The following is a 15363-nucleotide window of genomic DNA, read 5'->3' on the forward strand; positions in this document are numbered from 1 at the left end:
GCCCCCCCCCGCCCCCCGCCCCCCCCCCCCCCCCCCGCCCCCCCCCCCCGCCCCCCGGCCCCCCCCCCCCCCCCCCCCCCCCCCCCCGGGCGGGCCCCCCCCCCCCCCCCCCCCCCACGGCGGGCGCCGCGTTCCCCGCACGCCGTGTCCGCGCCTCGGGAGACCTTGATAAACGTGCTCGGCTTCGGCGACAACACCGTCGACCGCTTCGTGGACCGCGGCACCGACCACCCCGGCGGCAACTGCGTCAACGTCGCCGTCTACGCCCGCCGGCTCGGCCTGGACGCCGCCTGTCTGGGGGTGTTCGGTGACGACGACCTCGGCACCTTCCTCCGCACGGCCGTGACGGCGCAGGGCGTCGCCGTGGATCACAGCCCGGTGCGCCGGGGCGGGACCTCGGTCTCCACCCTGCATGTGCGCGACGGCGACCGGGTGTTCCTCGGGTACGACGAGGGCGGCGAGGCGGTGCGCGCACCACTCGTCCTGGACCCCGGTCTGCTGGACTACGCGGCGTCGTTCGCCCTCGTGCACTCCAGCGTCCACTCCCGCACCGAGGCCGAACTGCCCGGGCTCGCCGCGGCCGGCCCGCTGATCAGCTTCGACTTCTCCGACGAGCCGGAGTTCCGTACCCCCGCCTACCGGGCCGGGACGTGAGGTGACGGCCGGGCCCTGCCGTACGCCCCGCCCTCGTCCGTACGGCCGTTACGATGCCCGGCATGTCTCGTCGCGCCCGGAGTTTCGGCATGGTGGCGGAAGCGTACGAACGGTTCCGGCCGGGGTACCCCGTGGAGCTGTTCGACACCGTGATGGCGTACGCGGGCCGTCCGGTGCGGACCGCCCTGGAGATCGGTGCCGGGACCGGCAAGGCGACCCGCCTGTTCGCCCGGCGGGGAGTCGAGGTCACCGCGACCGAGCCGGACGGGTCGATGCTCGCCGAGCTGCGCACGCACGTGCCGGCGAGCGTCACGACGGTTCAGGCCGCGTTCGAGGAGCTGCGGCCGGTCGAGCGGTACGGGCTGGTCTACGCGGCAGCGGCGCTGCACTGGACCGACCCGCGGGGCCGGTGGTCACGCGTGGCCGCGCTGCTGGGGCCGGGTGGCGTCTTCGCCTCGTGCGGCGGGCCGATCCGCCTGGCCGACCCGGCCGTGGAGCAGGCGGTTCGCGCGGCGCGAGCCCCGTTCCTGGTGAGCGACGAGATCCCGTCGCCGGACGGGACCCCTGCTGAGCACGACATGCAGTGGCCGGGTACGGAACTGCAGCAGTCGGAGTGGTTCACCGACGTGCGGCAGTCGGTGCTCGCGAGACGCTTGACGATGAGCGCCTCGGACTACGTCGGCCATCTCTCTACGGTCTCGGCGTACCTCGTCCTGCCGGCGTCGGAGCGGGAGCAGGCGTTCAGCCGGATCATGCGGGTCCTGCCGGACCGGGTCGAGATGACTGCCGACCTCACCATCCACCTCGCGCGTCGGCGCGTCGCGGACTGAACCCGCCCCCCGGGGGGGCCGGGACGCGCCCAGGACCTCAGCCGCGCGGGAGCAGGAAGCGGGCGAGACCGGCGGTGGCCAGGAGGAGGGCGGCGACGGCCAGGAGGCCCAGGCGCATGCCCGGCAGGGAGAAGCCTCCGTGGGAATCGGCGAGCACGGTGCCGAACAGCGCGACGGCGAGCGCGCCGCCGGTCTGGCGGGACGCGTTGAGAAGTCCCGAAGCGATCCCCGCGCGCCCGGCCGGCACGGCCTCCATCAGCAGCGCGGTCAGCGCCGGCACCGCGAGTGCCCCGCCCACGCTCAGCGGCACCAGCAGGACCACCACCAGCCACAGCGGGGTGTGCGCGGCCAGCGGCAGCATGGTGACCATGGCCGCGCTGAACAGCACCTGCCCGGTGACGATCACCGCCCGCCGGCCGATCCGCTCCGCCAGCCGCGGTGACACCAGGTTGGTCGCCGTCACCAGCGCCGACATCGGGACGAACATCAGTCCGGCCGCGACCCCCGACATGCCGCGCAGTTGCTGGTAGTACAGCCCCAGGACGAAGATCCCGCCGTAGAAGGCGGCGTTGAGGGCGAAGCCGACCGCCAGAGCGGGCGCCACCCGGCGATCGCTCAGCATGCTCAGCGGGACCATCGGGCGCTCGTGCCGGGCCTCCACCCGGTAGAAGGCGTACGCGGAGACGACGGCGAGCCCGGCGGCGGCCAGCACCGGCCCGCTGGTCCAGCCCAGGTGGCCGCCCTCGATCGCGGCGAAGACCAGGGCGGCCAGGGCCAGTACGGCGGTGAGCTGGCCGGCGCCGTCCAGCGCGGTGGGCCGCCGCGGGGAGCGCTCCACGCGCACCAGCAGACCGAGGATCACCGCGCCCACCGGCAGGTTGAGCAGGAACACCGACCGCCAGCCCGCGGCGTCGGTGAGCAGCCCGCCCAGCACCGGGCCCGCGGCCATCGCCACCGACCCGCCGACCGTCCACAGTGCGATGGCGCGGGCCCGCGCCCGGGCGTCCTCGTAGGCGTGGCGGATCAGCGCCAGCGAGGCCGGCATCACCACCGCGGCGGCGACGCCCTGGATCACGCGCGCACCGATCAGCACGCCGATGCCGGGCGCGAGGGCGCAGCCGAGGGAGGCGAGGGTGAAGAGGGCGACGCCCCAGGCGTAGGCGCGGCGGGCACCGACCCGGTCGGCGAAGGCACCGGCGGAGAGCATCAGGGCCGCGAACATCAGGGTGTACGCGTCGACCACCCACTGCAGTCCGGCCATCCCCCCGCTGAGGGAGTGCTGGATCGCGGGCAGCGCGATGTTGACGGCGGAGACGTCGACGGTGATCACCGTGAAGCCGAGCAGCGCCGCGATGAGCGCCGTCGTGTTCCGCCTCGGCGCGGCGGCGTCGTCCGCGGGTGTGCCGGCCGGTCGGCTCCGGGCCGGTTGCCGTCGCCGGAGTACGCGACGCGCGGGCTCGCCGGCACCCGCGGGTGCGGTGTTCTCGGACGAGGCGGACGGCGACGAGGTGAGAGGCACGGCGAACTCCTGAGGCAGGCGACGGACCCGGTCCCTGACGGGGCGGGCGGGTGGGCGGGCGGTCCGGTGCGCCGGGCCGCGGTCCGGTGTCGTGCACCCCCTGGGCCCCGGCGGCCGGGCCGCCCGCTCCGGTACCGACTCTGCCCGGGTACGGCCAGGTCCGGCAGACCGCGTCGTACCCGGGGTGCCGCGTTCCAGGTCCTGACACGGCCCCTCACGCCCGTCACCCACCTGCCACAATGGCCGGATGGCTGCAACAGGGGACGCGCGCGGCACCGAACTCGGCCGGTACCTGAAGGCGCGCAGGGCGCAGGTACGTCCGGAGGACGTCGGGCTGCCTGCCGGTGCGGGACTTCGCCGTACTCCGGGGCTGCGTCGCGAGGAGCTCGCCGCGCTGGCGGGGGTGAGCGTCGACTACTACATCCGCCTGGAGCGTGGCCGGGAGACCAACCCCTCCCCCGCGGTGGTGGACGCCCTCGGCCGCGCGCTGCGGCTGCGCGGTGACGGCTACGAGCGTCTGCACGAACTGGCGGAGCTGGCCTCCGGCCGGCCCTCCGAGCTGCCCGCGTCCTCCGACCACGGGGTGCGTGACTCGGTTCTGCGCATGCTGGAATCGGTTCGTCCGCTGCCCGCCTACGTGGTGAGCCGCTTCAACCGGGTGCTCGCGGCGAATCCGCCCGGGCGGCGGCTGTTGCCCGGGCTGTGGGAGTGGCCGGAGGACCAGCGCAATCTGACGCGCTATCTCTTCCTCCACCCGGTCGGCCGGACCCTGTACGAGCCCTGGGAGGACACCGTCGCCCGCTCGGTCGCCCATCTGCGGGCGGTGGCGGGAGCCGCCCCGGACGACCTCGAACTCACCACGCTGGTCGGTGAACTGGTGCTGAAGTCACCCGAGTTCGCGAGGCTCTGGGAACGGTACGACGTCTGCGAACGAGGTGGCGGGCAGAAGTCCTTCCGGCACCCCAAGGCAGGGGAGATGACCCTGACCTACGAGGTCATGCAGCTGGCCCGGACGGGCGGCCAGCGGATGGTGGTCTATCAGGCGGTCCCCGGCACTGCGGACGAGACGAACATGGTCCGTCTGGATCCGGCGCGGCACGGGGACGAGCCGGTGCCCGCGGAACGCCCCGGTCCGGCCGGCGGGCCCGGCTCCCCCGCCGCTCCCGTCCTCACCGGCGCGGTCTCTACCGGCCTTTCGGGGTCAGACGCTTCTCGAACCAGTGGTGGGCGTACGGCTCGTCGTTGAAGGCGGGTACTTCGCTGTACCCGCTGTTGCGGTAGAGGCGGGTGGCTGCTTCCAGGGCCTTGTTGGTGTCGAGCCGGACCAGATCGCTGCCGTGCCGGGCGGCGCGTTCCTCGAGCTCGGCCAGGAGGCGCCGGGCCAGGCCGAGTCCTCGGACGCGGGGGGAGACCCAGAGCCGTTTGATCTCCGCGGGGGCTCCGGCCGGCAGCTTGACCCCGCCGCAGCCCACCGGCTCGCCGTGCAGCCGGGCGACGAGGAACAGGCCGCGCGGCGGGCGCAGTTGGCCCGGGTCGGGCAGGAGGCTGTTCGCGGGATCGAAGCCGGTCTCGAAGAGTTCCTGCAGTTCGGCGGCGTAGGACCGCAGGCAGTGCGCGGCGTCGGGGTGGTCGGGGTCGAGCACTGCCAGGGAGACCACCGAGGCGGTCAGCAGTCGCTCGACCTCAGCCATGGCCGAGGTCAGCCGGTCGCGCTGCCGGGCGTCGAGCGGGGCGAGGAGCGAGGTGGCGAGCGCGTCGCTGCGGTCGTCGAGGAGGGCGCGCTCCTGCCGGCCCGCCTCGGTCAGCCGTACGGTGCGCACTCGCCGGTCGCGGGGGTGGGGCTCGACCACGACGAGGCCGTCGCGCTCCAGCGCCCGCAGCAGTCGGCTCAGGTAGCCGGAGTCGAGGTCGAGCCGGTCCCGTACGCGGCGGACGTCGCGTGTGTCCCCGTCGCCGACCTCCCAGAGCAGCCGTGCCTGGCCGTAGGGGCGTGCACCGCCCAGGTAGTGGTCGTGCAGCACTCCCACGCGTTCGGCGACCGTCCGGTTGAAGCGCCGGACCTGCCGCACCTGCTCCCTTTCCATTCTCTGACCTTAGTCAGAGAAAAGAGCCGGGGGCAACCGGTGACGCTGTCAGCTCCACGGGATCTCGGTGGAGGCCAGGTACCGAAGGCCGCGATCGCGCCAGAGCCGGCCGTGGCGGGCGAGACGGTCGCGGTGGGTGTCCCAGTCCGGTGCCCGGCCGGTCCACGCGGTGTGCGCGACGGAGGGCAGGCGGGGCAGCAGCAGGGTGGTCAGGTCGTCGAATTCGTCGATCGACTCCCCGAACACGGTCGCCGCGATCCCGGCGATCGCCTCCTCGGGGATCCCGTGGGCGGCCGGGTCCCAGTCGGCGGTGTGCCGCACGCCGCGTGGCCGGTAGGCGGTGAATCCGAGGCGGGCGGCGGTCTCGGCCTGGTCGGGCGGAGCGACGTCGAGCGCGTAGGGACGGTCGAGGTAGAGGTGGGACTGCGGGGAGAGCAGCACGCGTCCACCGGCGTCCAGGACGCGGGCGAGGTCGTGGTCGGTGGGTGCGAAGAACCTCTTGAGGGCCTTGACGAGGTCGACGGTGTAGCCGGCCGCGAGCAGTTCCGGGCGGCGGGCGAGTTCCTCCTCGGTGTCGGGCAGGTCCATCATCGGCACGTCCACCCAGAACTGGGCGATGTCGTCCGGGGTCGTCCCGGCACGTGACGCCTCCTGCCAGGCCAGGGGGCGTTTGCCGGCGGCCCGCACCAGGGCGCGCAGTTCGCTTACGGCGAGGGCGAAGCTGTCCGCGGTCATGCCGAGCGCCTCGTCGCCGCCGATGTGCACGTAGGGGCCGTCCGTCGCGTGGCACACCTCGGTGAGGACGGAGGCCACCAGGGACCGGGTGGCAGGGTCGGCGAGGTCGAGCGGCGGGACGTACGGGAATCGGCCGACCAGGCCCTCCGGCGCGGGCGCGGCGGGCAGCCCCGGTACGGCCTCGCGCAGGGCGGCGCAGTGGCCCGGAAGGTCGATCTCGGGGACGACCGTGACGAAGCGTTCGGCCGCGTAGTCCTGGAGGTCGCGGTAGTCCTCGGTCGTGTAGTGCTGCCGGGGGGCGCCGTCCGTACGGTCGGCGGCCGCGGCGGGCAGCGGCAGGCGCCAGCCCTCGTTGTCGGTGAGGTGCAGGTGCAGGACGTTCAGCTTGTACAGGGCCGCCAGGTCGACGACGCGGCGCAGTTCGGCGGGTGTGAGGTAGGCGCGTGCCGGGTCGACCGTCAGCCCGCGCCATGCGTAGTGCGGTGCGTCCGTCACCTCCCCGCAGCGGATGTGGTCCGTGGCCGTGGCGATCGTCTGGAGTGCCGTGGTGGCGGCGCGGAACACGCCCTCCGGCGTGGCTGCCCCGCAGCTGATGCCGCGTTCGGTGACCGTGAGGCGGTACGACTCGTCGCCCGGTTCCGCGGCCCCGCGCGGCGACACCCCGACGGGCGGCCGGGGCGGGGCCGACGGGGCGGTGTCGAGGGCGAGTTCGAGCGTGCGTGCGGCGGTACCGGGCGCCGCCTCGGGGGACAGCAGGCGGTCGCCCAGGTGCGGGGCGAGCAGCGCGCGAACCGTCCGGGCGACCGCGGTGAGCCGAGGGTCCGTGGCGGCGACACGCCAGGGTCCGGCGAGGCTCAGTACCCCGCCGGTGGTGGCTGCCGCTGCCCCCGCGAGCCCCGGAATGACGACGTCCATGGTTCTCCTCCAGGCGCCTGGTGCCGTTGTCGGTGCCGCCCGCGGACCCGGGTACGGCGCTGTGCCGCCGGCTCCGGGGGCCCGCGCCCCGTCAGGTGGGCGCGGGCCCCGGGGCGGCGGGCCGTTTCCGGAGGAGTGTGGGCCGGCGCGCCTTCCTGCCGGAGCGGCTCGGCCTGTACGCTAACACGAAAACCGATCAATGAACGCTTTTCACGGAGTCCGGTCCGGCCCCATGCCGGCCGGGTCCGAGGCGGAAGGAGCCCCCGTATGACACCCCCGACCGGGCCCGGTCTCGTGCTGCCGCGCGGCTTCCTCATGGGAGCCTCCACCTCCGCCCACCAGGTCGAGGGGAACAACGTCTCCAGCGACTGGTGGGCCATCGAGAACCGGCCGGGCAGCTTCGTCGCCGAGCCCAGCGGGGACGCCGCCGACAGCTTCCACCGCTGGCCGCAGGACATGGACCTGCTGAGCGAACTCGGCTTCAACGCCTACCGGTTCGGGATCGAATGGGCCCGTGTGGAGCCCGAGCGGGGGCGGATCTCGCGGGCCGCCGTCGCGCACTACCGGGCCATGGTGCGCGGAGCCCTGGAACGCGGGCTCACGCCGGTGGTGACGCTGCATCACTTCACCTCACCGCGCTGGTTCAGCGAACTCGGCGGATGGTCGTCGCCCGAGTCGGCCGACCTGTTCGCGGCCTACGCGGCCGTGGCCGCCGAGGTGCTCGCGGCCGGCGCCCGCCATGTGGCCACGATCAACGAACCCAACATGGTCGCGCTGATGCACGCCCTGAAGCGCGAGGCCGCCCGCACGCCGGACCGGGGCCGCTCGGGCGCGGCGGCCTTCGACCCCGGCTCCCTGGAACCGGACGCCGACGTGACGAGGGCACTGATCCGGGCGCACCGGGCGGCCTTCGGTGTGCTGAAGGCCGCCGATCCGGAACTGCGGGTGGGCTGGACCGTCGCCAACCAGGTCTACCAGGCCGAGCCGGGTGCCGAAGAGGTCGCCGCGGCGTACGCCGGTCCGCGCGAGAACGTCTTCCTGGAGGCCGCCCGCGAGGACGACTGGATCGGCGTACAGGCCTACACACGGCACCGGATCGGCCCCGACGGCCCCCTGCCCGTGCCGCAGGGCGCCGCGACCACGCTGACCGGCTGGGAGGTGTACCCCGAGGCGTTGGGCGAGGCGGTCCGGCACACCGCCGCCGTGGTCGGCCCGGACGTGCCCCTCATGGTCACCGAGAACGGCATCGCCACCGACGACGACGCGCTCCGTGTCTCCTACACCACCGGGGCGCTGGCGAGCCTGGCCGCCGCCATGCGCGACGGCGTAGACGTGCGCGGCTACCTGCACTGGAGCGCGCTGGACAACTACGAGTGGGGTTCCTACCGGCCGACGTTCGGCCTCATCGCGGTCGATCCGCACTCCTTCGCCCGGCGGCCCAAGGAGTCGGCCCGCTGGCTGGGCTCGGTGGCCCGTTCCGGGCGCCTGCCGGGCACCCCCGCCGCCACGGCGGCCGGCGTCGTCGGCGCGGGTTAGGCTGGCCGGCATGGCGAAACGGGGCCCGTACGAGAAGGGCGAGGCGAAGCGCAGCGAGATCCTGCACGCGGCTCTGGAGATCTTCGCGGCCGAGGGATACCGGGGGACCTCGCTGCGCAAGGTCGCCGCCCGGTGCAATCTCAGCCTCCCCGGGCTGATGCACTACTTCGACTCCAAGGAAGACCTGCTCACCCAGGTGCTGCGCATGCGCGACGAGACCGCCCGGATGCGGCAGGACGAGCGCACCAGTCCCGAGAGCTACCGGGAGATCATCCGGGAGGGCGCCAGGACTCCGGGTCTGGTGGAGCTGTTCGTGTCCATGGCGGCGGCGGCCAGTGACACCGCGCACCCCGCGCACGCGCACTTCGCCGAGCGCTACCCGGTGCTGCGCGAACGGGTGGCCGCGTACGTGCGCAAGGCGATGGACGAGGGCCGCATGACCACGGTCGTCCCGCCCGAGCGGCTGGCGGTGCTCCTGCTGGCGGTGGCCGACGGCATCCAGTTGCAGTGGCTCATCGACCGGTCGACCGACATGGAGCAGCCCATCGACGACGTCATGCGGCTGCTCGCTCCGCAGCGGGAGGACTGACCGGGGACGGTCGGTGGACCGCCGGGGGGCGGGGCCCGTGCGGGTCCCGCCCCTCTCCTGCTCCCCGGTCCGTCCGGCCGACGCGAGTGGGGTCAGCCCCGGCAGGCGCCGGCCGCCTCCCGGACCGCCGCCGTCCACGGCGTCCACCGCGGGTCGGGTCCCGCCGACGGCTCCCAGGACATGGCCGTGCAGACATAGCCGACGGCCAGGCCGCTCTCCGGATGCGCCATGCCGAGGCGGCCGCCCGCACCGGCGTGGCCGAAGGAGCCCTCGCCGAGCAGGGGTTCGCCGGGTCGGGGCAGTTCGAAGCCGAGGCCGAAGCGGGACCGGCCGGGCCCGTCGACGAGGCGCAGGGGCCCGGGCGGCGGCAGGTGGTCGGTCTGGGGAGCACGGGCCCGGTCGACGGCGGGCGCGGACAGCAGCCGTACGCCGTCGGCCTCGCCGACGAGCGCGGCGTACAGCCGGGACAGCGACCGGGCGTTGCCGATGCCGCCCGCGGTCACCGCGACGCGTCGTGCGGAGTGTCGTCGCCCGGGGTCGCACCGCCGGTCGTGGCGACGGCGGCGGCCAGTTCCCGCACGGCCTCGGGCGACACCGGGCTCTGCGGGAACTCGGAGATCACGTCGAGCGGCATCCCGGCGAGGAACCGCCGCATCACCGGGTCGTCCATGGCGCTCGGCCCGGTCGCCTCCGCTCGCGCGCGGGCGCGTGCGAACCGCTCGGCCAGCAGCGGTCCGCCCACGGGATGCCCCAGCCACTCCGCGAGCGTGTTGCGCCCGGTCAGGCGCAGCCGCGAGGGATCGCCGTCGAGGGCGAGGTCGGCCGACAACCGGATGTCCCGCGACGAGGCACCCGCCTCGATGCGGTGGACACCGCCCTCGACCCGCCAGCCGCCCTCGCGTTCGCTGTAGTGGGCCAGGTCGGCGCGTGTCAGCTCCACCACCGCCTCACGGCTCTCTCCGGGGCCCAGGAACACCGAGGCGAAGGCACGCAGTTCCCTCGGCGGGCGGGCGACCTCGGAGCCGGCCGGTCCGGCGCTGTAGAACTGGACGACTTCGCGGCCCGCACGGTCACCGGTGTTGGTGACGGTCACCGCGACGGTGAAGGCCGTGCCGTCCTCGCTCCGGTCCACGCGCAGGCCGGAGTAGGCGAACGTGGTGTAGGACAGCCCGTGGCCGAAGGGGAAGGCGACCTCGCGGCGAGCCGCGTCGTAGCCCCGGTATCCGACGAACACACCCTCGCCGTAGCGGACTCGGCCCTCCTCGCCGGGGAACGACAGGTGGCTGGGGCTGTCCTCCAGGCGCAGGGGGATCGTCTCGGCCAGCTTGCCCGAGGGGTTGACCGCGCCGAACAGCACCCGGGCCAGGGCGCCGCCGCCCGCCTGGCCGAGCAGCCAGCCCTCCACCACGGCGGGGACCGTCTCGTGCCAGGGCGAGGTGCGCACGGCACCGCCGTTGGACAGCACCACGCACACCCGGTCGTTGACGGCGCGGACGCGCTCCAGCAGGCGCACCTGGTCGGCGGGCAGCTCGATGTGGGTGCGATCGAAGCCCTCCGACTCGTCCTGCGCGGCGAGGCCGAGGAAGAGGACGACGGTGTCGCTTCCGGCGGCGAGCCGCACCGCTTCGTCCTCGTCCGCCCCCGGACCGGTGCCCTCGGCTCCGGCGAGGGCGTAGCCCGGGGCGAAATCCACGCGGGCGCCGTCGGCGAGGCGCCGCAGGCACTCCAGCGGTGTGTCGAGGCGGGTGGGTGTCACCTGGGAGCTGCCCGCGCCCTGGTAGCGGGGGGTGCGGGCCAGCTCGCCGATGACGGCCACGGTGCCGGAGGCCGGGTCGAGGGGCAGGATTCCGGCGTCGTTCTTCAGGAGCACGACACACCGGTCGGCTGCCTCGCCGGCCAGGCGGTGGTGCTCCTCGGCGGAGAACCCGGCGCCGGTCCGGGCACCTCGCGTCGCGCGCCGGGCGAAACGGGCGAGGCGTTCGACCGCGGTGTCGAGCACCGACTCGTCGAGGTCGCCGCGGTTCACGGCGGAGACGACCTCGCGGTCGGTACGCCCGCCCGTGCCGGGCATCTGGAGGTCGAGACCGGCACGCAGCGCGGCGACCCGGTCGCGGACCGCGCCCCAGTCGGACATGACGATGCCGTCGAAGCCCCATTCGGTGCGCAGGACGTCGGTGAGCAGCCGCGTGTTCTGCGACAGCGGGACGCCGTTGAGCGCGTTGTAGGAGGCCATGACGGACCAGGGGCGGTCGCGGCGGACGATGCGTTCGAAGGCGCGCAGGTAGATCTCGCGCAGCGGGCGCTCGTCGACGTCGGCGCTGACGCGCATGCGGTCGGTCTCCTGGTTGTTGGCGGCGTAGTGCTTGAGTGCCGCGCCGACGCCCGCCTCCTGCAGTCCGCGGACCATGGCGCCGCCCAGCTCCGCCGTGAGCAGGGGGTCCTCCGAGAAGTACTCGAAGTTGCGCCCGCACAGGGGCGACCGCTTGATGTTGATGCCGGGTCCGAGCACCACGTGCACGCCGTGGGCCGACGCCTCCGCGGCGATCGCGCCGGCGACGCGGCGGGTGATGTCCGGGTCCCAGCAGCTGCCGAGGGCCACGGCGGGCGGGAAGCAGGTGGCCGGTGCGGCGCTGTGCAGGTCGAGCTGGCCGCCGTCACCGCTCTCCTTCGGCAGCCGCAGACCGTGCGGGCCGTCGGACAGGGTGACGGCGGGAAGGCCGGCCGCGGAGAGGTCCGTCGTGACGAAGTCGCCCGCGCCGCTGGTCAGCGAGGCCTTGTCGGCGAGCGTGAGGGACGGCGTCGACGGGTTCGGCCGGGTCGTCGGCGCACCTGCCGGGGGCTGCTGGGTCATACGCGCACCTCTTCGGTTCCGGTGAGGAAGGTGAGTACGGGGTGGAGGGGAGTACGGGCGGGTGAGAGTGCAAAAACCGTAAAGTGATCGGTTTTTACTGTCAAGGGTTCTCTACCCGCCGGTAGCCGGGGCGGCAAACGGCGTCCGGCCTTGTTCGTACGCCCTATTGACGACCAGAAACCGTTCACCGTACGGTTTTCGCATCTCCCCACCGACGAATCGAGGAACCGCCATGTCTCGGTCCAGCCAGCCGGCCGGTGCGCCACCCACACGACGCGCGACACGGCGCACGGCACGGCGCGCCGCCGCCGTCGTCGCGGCCGTCGCCGCCCTGATCGGCGCCACCACGGCCGCCTCCGCGGCCCCGGCGCCGGCGCCCGCGGCCGGGCGGAGCGCCGCGGAGGTGCACTACGTCGCGCTCGGCGACTCCTTCAGCTCCGGACTCGGCATCCCCGAACAGACCGACCCGGTCTGCGGGCGCTCCTCGGCCGACTACCCCACTCTGGTGGCCCAGGCGCTGGGCGCCGCCACGTTCACCGACGTGACCTGTGCGGGCGCCGAGACCCGTCACATGACGGCACCTCAGGACACGGTGCCGCCGCAGCTCGACGCCCTGCGCCCCGACACCACCCTGGTGACGATGGGCATCGGCGGCAACGACCTCGACCTGACCGGCGTCATCACGCGCTGCGTGCTCCTGGGGTACCTCGCCCCGCACGGGGCGCCGTGCAAGGGGAGTTACACGCTGTTCGGCACCGACGAGATCGGTTCCCGCATCGAGGCCACGGCACCGCGCGTCGAGGCCGTCCTCGACGAGATCCACGCCCGCTCCCCGCACGCCCGGGTGCTGGTGGTCGGGTATCCGGCGATCTTCCCCGACGACGGCACGGCCTGCCGGGAGACCGTCGCGCTCGCCGAGGGCGACTTCCCCTGGCTCCGGGACAAGGCGAAGCAGCTCAACACCGCACTCGCACGCCAAGCCGTCCTGGACGGCGCCTCCTACGTCGACGCCTACGGTCCCTCCGTCGGGCACGACGTGTGCCGGCCGGCGGGCGTGCGCTGGATCGAGCCCGAGGACACCGCCGCGGCGGCCGGGTTCCACCCCAACGCCGCCGGGCACCGGAGTACGGCCGATGCGGTGCTCGCCGCACTCACCCGCTGACGCCCGGCCCCCGCACACCGGCGTCCGGATCGAGACCCAGCCGGACCAGGTAGTCCCGCACCAGGTCCTCCATCGCCACGGCTTCCGGCTCCAGCAGCCACTGCGTCTGGAGCCCGTCCATCAGCGCCAGCAACTGCCGTGCGACGACCGCGGGATCCACTGCGGGCGGCGGGTCGGCCGCCGCCCGCAGCGCCTCGACGAGCACGGTCAGCTCCTCCCGCAGGATGCGGTAGCGCTCCTTGAAGTAGCGGTGGGCGGGGTGCCCCGGGTCGGTGGCCTCGGCCGACAGCTTGGTGTAGAGCGCGACCAGGCCCGGGGTCGCGCTGTTGCGGGCGACCAGCCCGAGCAGCATCCGCAGCCGCTCGGCCGGTACCGGCTCCGGCGCACCCGGATGCGTGATGCCGGGGAACACCGACTGGGCGTCCGTCCGGTCCCGGTGGCCCAGCACCGCGGTCAGCAGGGCCTCCTTGCCGGCGAAGTGGTGCAGCACACCGGCGTGCGTCAGCCCCGCGTGCGCGGCGATGTCCCGCAGCGACACGGCGTTGAAGCCGGCGCGGGAGAACAGCTCGGTCGCGGAGTCCAGGATGCGGGCCCGCGTCCGCTCGCCCTTGGAGAGGCGACGCGGGGCGTCCTCGGGTCGTGCGCTCACTGCGGCGGTCTCCTGCCGTCGTCACCGGTGGATCGCGGGGCGGCACCGTCACGGCCCCGCGAGGACCCCCGGAAATTATCAGCCGGCCGACCTCACCGCGAGAAAAACCTACCGAGTGGTTAGTTCCGCGGTTAAGCTCACCGCCCATCTCGTCCGGGACGACCCACCCCCGGCTCTCCACACGGAGTGATCCTCATGACCAGAACCACCCGAACCGGGGCCGTGGCCGCGTGCGTTGCGGCATCGCTCGCCCTCGCGGGATGCACCGACTCCGGCACCGCCGCCACCGGCTCGTCGGCACTGAACATCGCGACCATGACGTTTCCGCAGAGCCTCGACCCCGCGCAGGCGGTCGGCAGTGCCCTGCCGTTCTTCCAGGCCACGTACGACACCCTCGTCAAACGTGCGCCCGACGGCGAGTTCCGCCCCATGCTGGCCACCGCGTGGCAGTACAACGCCGATCGCACCGAGCTCGCCCTCACCCTGCGCAAGGACGTGAAGTTCGCGGACGGCACCCCCTTCGACGCGACGGCGGTGAAGGCGAACATGGAACGCTTCGCCAAGGGCGGCGGCGCCGACGCCAAGTGGCTGAAGGACCTGGAGTCGGTCGAGGTCGCGGACGCCTCGCACGCGACGCTGAAGCTGAAGCAGCCCAACCCCGCGATGATCTTCTACCTGAGCGACGCGGCCGGCCTGATGGCCAATCCGGCCGCCTTCGCCAAGGGTGACGCTCTCAAGACGACTCCCGACGGCACCGGCCCCTACCGCCTCGACAAGGCGAAGACGACGGTCGGCACCAAGTGGGTCTACCGGCGCAACCCCGACTACTGGGGCGATCGCCTCCCCTACGAGACGCTGACGATGAGCTTCTTCGACAACGAGACGGCCATCGTCAACGGTCTGAAGACCGGTCAGGTGAACGCCGCTCTCCTGCAGAGCGCCGATCAGCAGATCAGCATCGAGTCCGATCCCCGCATGAAGACGACGAAGCAGGAGTTCGACTTCCAGGGGCTGCTGCTCTTCGACCGGGACGGGAAGCTGACCCCGGCACTGAAGGACCCCCGCGTCCGCCAGGCACTCAACCTCGCCATCGACCGGAAGACGATGCTCGAGGCCATCCGCCAGAACCGCGGCGAGGTCACCTCCCAGGTCTTCGGCCCCGACACGCACGGGTACGACGAACGGCTGGACACCTACTACGCCCACGACCCGGCGAAGGCCAAGGAGTTGCTGCGGGCGGCCGGCTACGCCGACGGGTTCACGCTCGAGCTCCCCCGTATCGCCGCCATCGTCAACGACGCGCTCGCGGCCTCGTTGGCCGGCGACTTCGAGGCCATCGGGGTGAAGCTGGTCTGGGACGACCTCGACGGTGCCTCGGCCGTGCAGAAGGTGTTCACCGACCGCGCGTACTCCGGGATGGTGATGAACATGGGCCAGTCCTCGTCGGACTGGGTCGTGGTCGACGAACTGGTCAACCCGGGCGCCTTCAACATGTTCGGCACCACCGACGCCACCGTGCGGGAGCTGCTGCCGCGGATCCGGTCCGGAACGGCCGGACAGGCCGGAGCGGCGGTGCGGGAGCTGGGCGAGCACCTGGTGAAGGAGGCATGGTTCGTGCCCTTCTACCGGATGAGCTACCTGCACGTCTCGGACGGATCGGTGACCATCCGCCCGCAGTCCGGCATGGCCGCCCCGTCGATCTACAACTACTCCCCCGCCAAGTGACCCGGGAGTGGCGGGGGGGGGGGGGGGGGGGGGGGGCCCCCCCCCCCCCCCCCCCCCCCCCCCCCGCACCCCCCCCCCCCCCCGGCGCGCCCCCCCCCCCCCCGGGGCGCCCCG

General features: G+C 73.7%; 13 protein-coding genes. 7 read left to right on the forward strand and 6 right to left on the reverse strand.

Annotation, left to right across the window (positions count from 1 at the left end; translation table 11 throughout):
• The first annotated feature begins 174 nt into the window (after positions 1 to 174).
• Both ACIRG6_RS37605 and ACIRG6_RS37610 read left to right on the forward strand, forming a co-directional pair.
• The gene (locus ACIRG6_RS37605) at positions 175 to 654 is read left to right on the forward strand and encodes a PfkB family carbohydrate kinase (protein WP_403326615.1); all 480 of its coding nucleotides are present in this window, start codon (positions 175 to 177) and stop codon (positions 652 to 654) included.
• Positions 655 to 716: 62 nt separating this feature from the next.
• Positions 717 to 1484, forward strand: coding sequence for a class I SAM-dependent methyltransferase (locus ACIRG6_RS37610; protein ID WP_403326596.1), 768 nt, complete (start codon positions 717 to 719; stop codon positions 1482 to 1484).
• A 37-nt stretch (positions 1485 to 1521) separates the two neighbouring features.
• On the opposite strand, the gene ACIRG6_RS37615 is transcribed toward ACIRG6_RS37610, so the two are convergent.
• Positions 1522 to 2814 (reverse strand): MFS transporter, encoded by a 1293-nt coding sequence (locus ACIRG6_RS37615; RefSeq protein WP_403326617.1) that lies wholly within the window; start codon positions 2812 to 2814, stop codon positions 1522 to 1524.
• A gap of 436 nt (positions 2815 to 3250) precedes the next feature.
• Here ACIRG6_RS37615 and ACIRG6_RS37620 point away from each other — a divergent pair, with 436 nt between their 5' ends.
• Positions 3251 to 4249 (forward strand): helix-turn-helix domain-containing protein, encoded by a 999-nt coding sequence (locus ACIRG6_RS37620; RefSeq protein WP_403326598.1) that lies wholly within the window; start codon positions 3251 to 3253, stop codon positions 4247 to 4249.
• On the opposite strand, the gene ACIRG6_RS37625 is transcribed toward ACIRG6_RS37620, so the two are convergent.
• Both ACIRG6_RS37625 and ACIRG6_RS37630 read right to left on the reverse strand, forming a co-directional pair.
• Positions 4188 to 5087, reverse strand: coding sequence for a bifunctional helix-turn-helix transcriptional regulator/GNAT family N-acetyltransferase (locus ACIRG6_RS37625; RefSeq protein ID WP_364683847.1), 900 nt, complete (start codon positions 5085 to 5087; stop codon positions 4188 to 4190). The genes ACIRG6_RS37620 and ACIRG6_RS37625 overlap by 62 nt on opposite strands.
• A 48-nt stretch (positions 5088 to 5135) precedes the next feature.
• A complete protein-coding gene (locus ACIRG6_RS37630; RefSeq protein ID WP_403326602.1) occupies positions 5136 to 6737 on the reverse strand; it encodes a family 20 glycosylhydrolase in 1602 nt (533 codons plus the stop codon).
• 267 nt (positions 6738 to 7004) lie between these two features.
• On the opposite strand from ACIRG6_RS37630, the gene ACIRG6_RS37635 reads away from it, so the two are divergent.
• Both ACIRG6_RS37635 and ACIRG6_RS37640 read left to right on the forward strand, forming a co-directional pair.
• Positions 7005 to 8273, forward strand: coding sequence for a glycoside hydrolase family 1 protein (locus tag ACIRG6_RS37635; RefSeq protein WP_364683843.1), 1269 nt, complete (start codon positions 7005 to 7007; stop codon positions 8271 to 8273).
• A gap of 10 nt (positions 8274 to 8283) precedes the next feature.
• Positions 8284 to 8862, forward strand: a complete 579-nt coding sequence (locus tag ACIRG6_RS37640) for a TetR/AcrR family transcriptional regulator (protein ID WP_225631322.1) — start codon at positions 8284 to 8286, stop codon at positions 8860 to 8862.
• Positions 8863 to 8954: 92 nt separating this feature from the next.
• Here ACIRG6_RS37640 and ACIRG6_RS37645 read toward each other — a convergent pair whose 3' ends face one another.
• Positions 8955 to 9365: a serine hydrolase gene (locus ACIRG6_RS37645; RefSeq protein ID WP_403326606.1), complete on the reverse strand. Its 411-nt coding sequence runs from the start codon at positions 9363 to 9365 to the stop codon at positions 8955 to 8957.
• The gene (locus ACIRG6_RS37650) at positions 9362 to 11713 is read right to left on the reverse strand and encodes a glycoside hydrolase family 3 C-terminal domain-containing protein (RefSeq protein ID WP_365022401.1); all 2352 of its coding nucleotides are present in this window, start codon (positions 11711 to 11713) and stop codon (positions 9362 to 9364) included. Before ACIRG6_RS37650 ends, ACIRG6_RS37645 begins: the two co-directional genes overlap by 4 nt.
• Positions 11714 to 11945: 232 nt before the next feature.
• Between ACIRG6_RS37650 and ACIRG6_RS37655 the strand changes: the two genes are divergently transcribed.
• On the forward strand, positions 11946 to 12875 hold the full coding sequence (locus ACIRG6_RS37655; protein ID WP_365022399.1) for an SGNH/GDSL hydrolase family protein: 930 nt from the start codon (positions 11946 to 11948) through the stop codon (positions 12873 to 12875).
• Here the strand turns inward: ACIRG6_RS37655 and ACIRG6_RS37660 are convergent.
• Positions 12865 to 13524, reverse strand: a complete 660-nt coding sequence (locus tag ACIRG6_RS37660; RefSeq protein WP_364683835.1) for a TetR/AcrR family transcriptional regulator — start codon at positions 13522 to 13524, stop codon at positions 12865 to 12867. The two genes, ACIRG6_RS37655 and ACIRG6_RS37660, sit on opposite strands and share 11 nt — an antisense overlap.
• A gap of 195 nt (positions 13525 to 13719) precedes the next feature.
• Here ACIRG6_RS37660 and ACIRG6_RS37665 point away from each other — a divergent pair, with 195 nt between their 5' ends.
• Complete coding sequence (locus ACIRG6_RS37665; RefSeq protein ID WP_364683833.1) at positions 13720 to 15249, forward strand: ABC transporter substrate-binding protein; 1530 nt, start codon at positions 13720 to 13722, stop codon at positions 15247 to 15249.
• The last annotated feature ends 114 nt before the right edge of the window (positions 15250 to 15363 follow it).

The sequence above is a fragment of the Streptomyces flaveolus genome (assembly GCF_044765825.1).
Taxonomy (GTDB): Bacteria; Actinomycetota; Actinomycetes; order Streptomycetales; family Streptomycetaceae; genus Streptomyces; species Streptomyces flaveolus.

What these genes read in the sequence shown, in the direction of transcription:
- ACIRG6_RS37635 (WP_364683843.1), top strand. Translation starts at nt 7,005, where the DNA reads ATGACACCCCCGACCGGGCCCGGTCTCGTGCTGCCGCGCGGCTTCCTC.
- ACIRG6_RS37640 (WP_225631322.1), top strand. Translation starts at nt 8,284, where the DNA reads ATGGCGAAACGGGGCCCGTACGAGAAGGGCGAGGCGAAGCGCAGCGAG.
- ACIRG6_RS37665 (WP_364683833.1), top strand. Translation starts at nt 13,720, where the DNA reads ATGACCAGAACCACCCGAACCGGGGCCGTGGCCGCGTGCGTTGCGGCA.
- ACIRG6_RS37620 (WP_403326598.1), top strand. Translation starts at nt 3,251, where the DNA reads ATGGCTGCAACAGGGGACGCGCGCGGCACCGAACTCGGCCGGTACCTG.
- ACIRG6_RS37625 (WP_364683847.1), bottom strand. Translation starts at nt 5,087, where the DNA reads ATGGAAAGGGAGCAGGTGCGGCAGGTCCGGCGCTTCAACCGGACGGTC.
- ACIRG6_RS37650 (WP_365022401.1), bottom strand. Translation starts at nt 11,713, where the DNA reads ATGACCCAGCAGCCCCCGGCAGGTGCGCCGACGACCCGGCCGAACCCG.
- ACIRG6_RS37655 (WP_365022399.1), top strand. Translation starts at nt 11,946, where the DNA reads ATGTCTCGGTCCAGCCAGCCGGCCGGTGCGCCACCCACACGACGCGCG.
- ACIRG6_RS37630 (WP_403326602.1), bottom strand. Translation starts at nt 6,737, where the DNA reads ATGGACGTCGTCATTCCGGGGCTCGCGGGGGCAGCGGCAGCCACCACC.
- ACIRG6_RS37610 (WP_403326596.1), top strand. Translation starts at nt 717, where the DNA reads ATGTCTCGTCGCGCCCGGAGTTTCGGCATGGTGGCGGAAGCGTACGAA.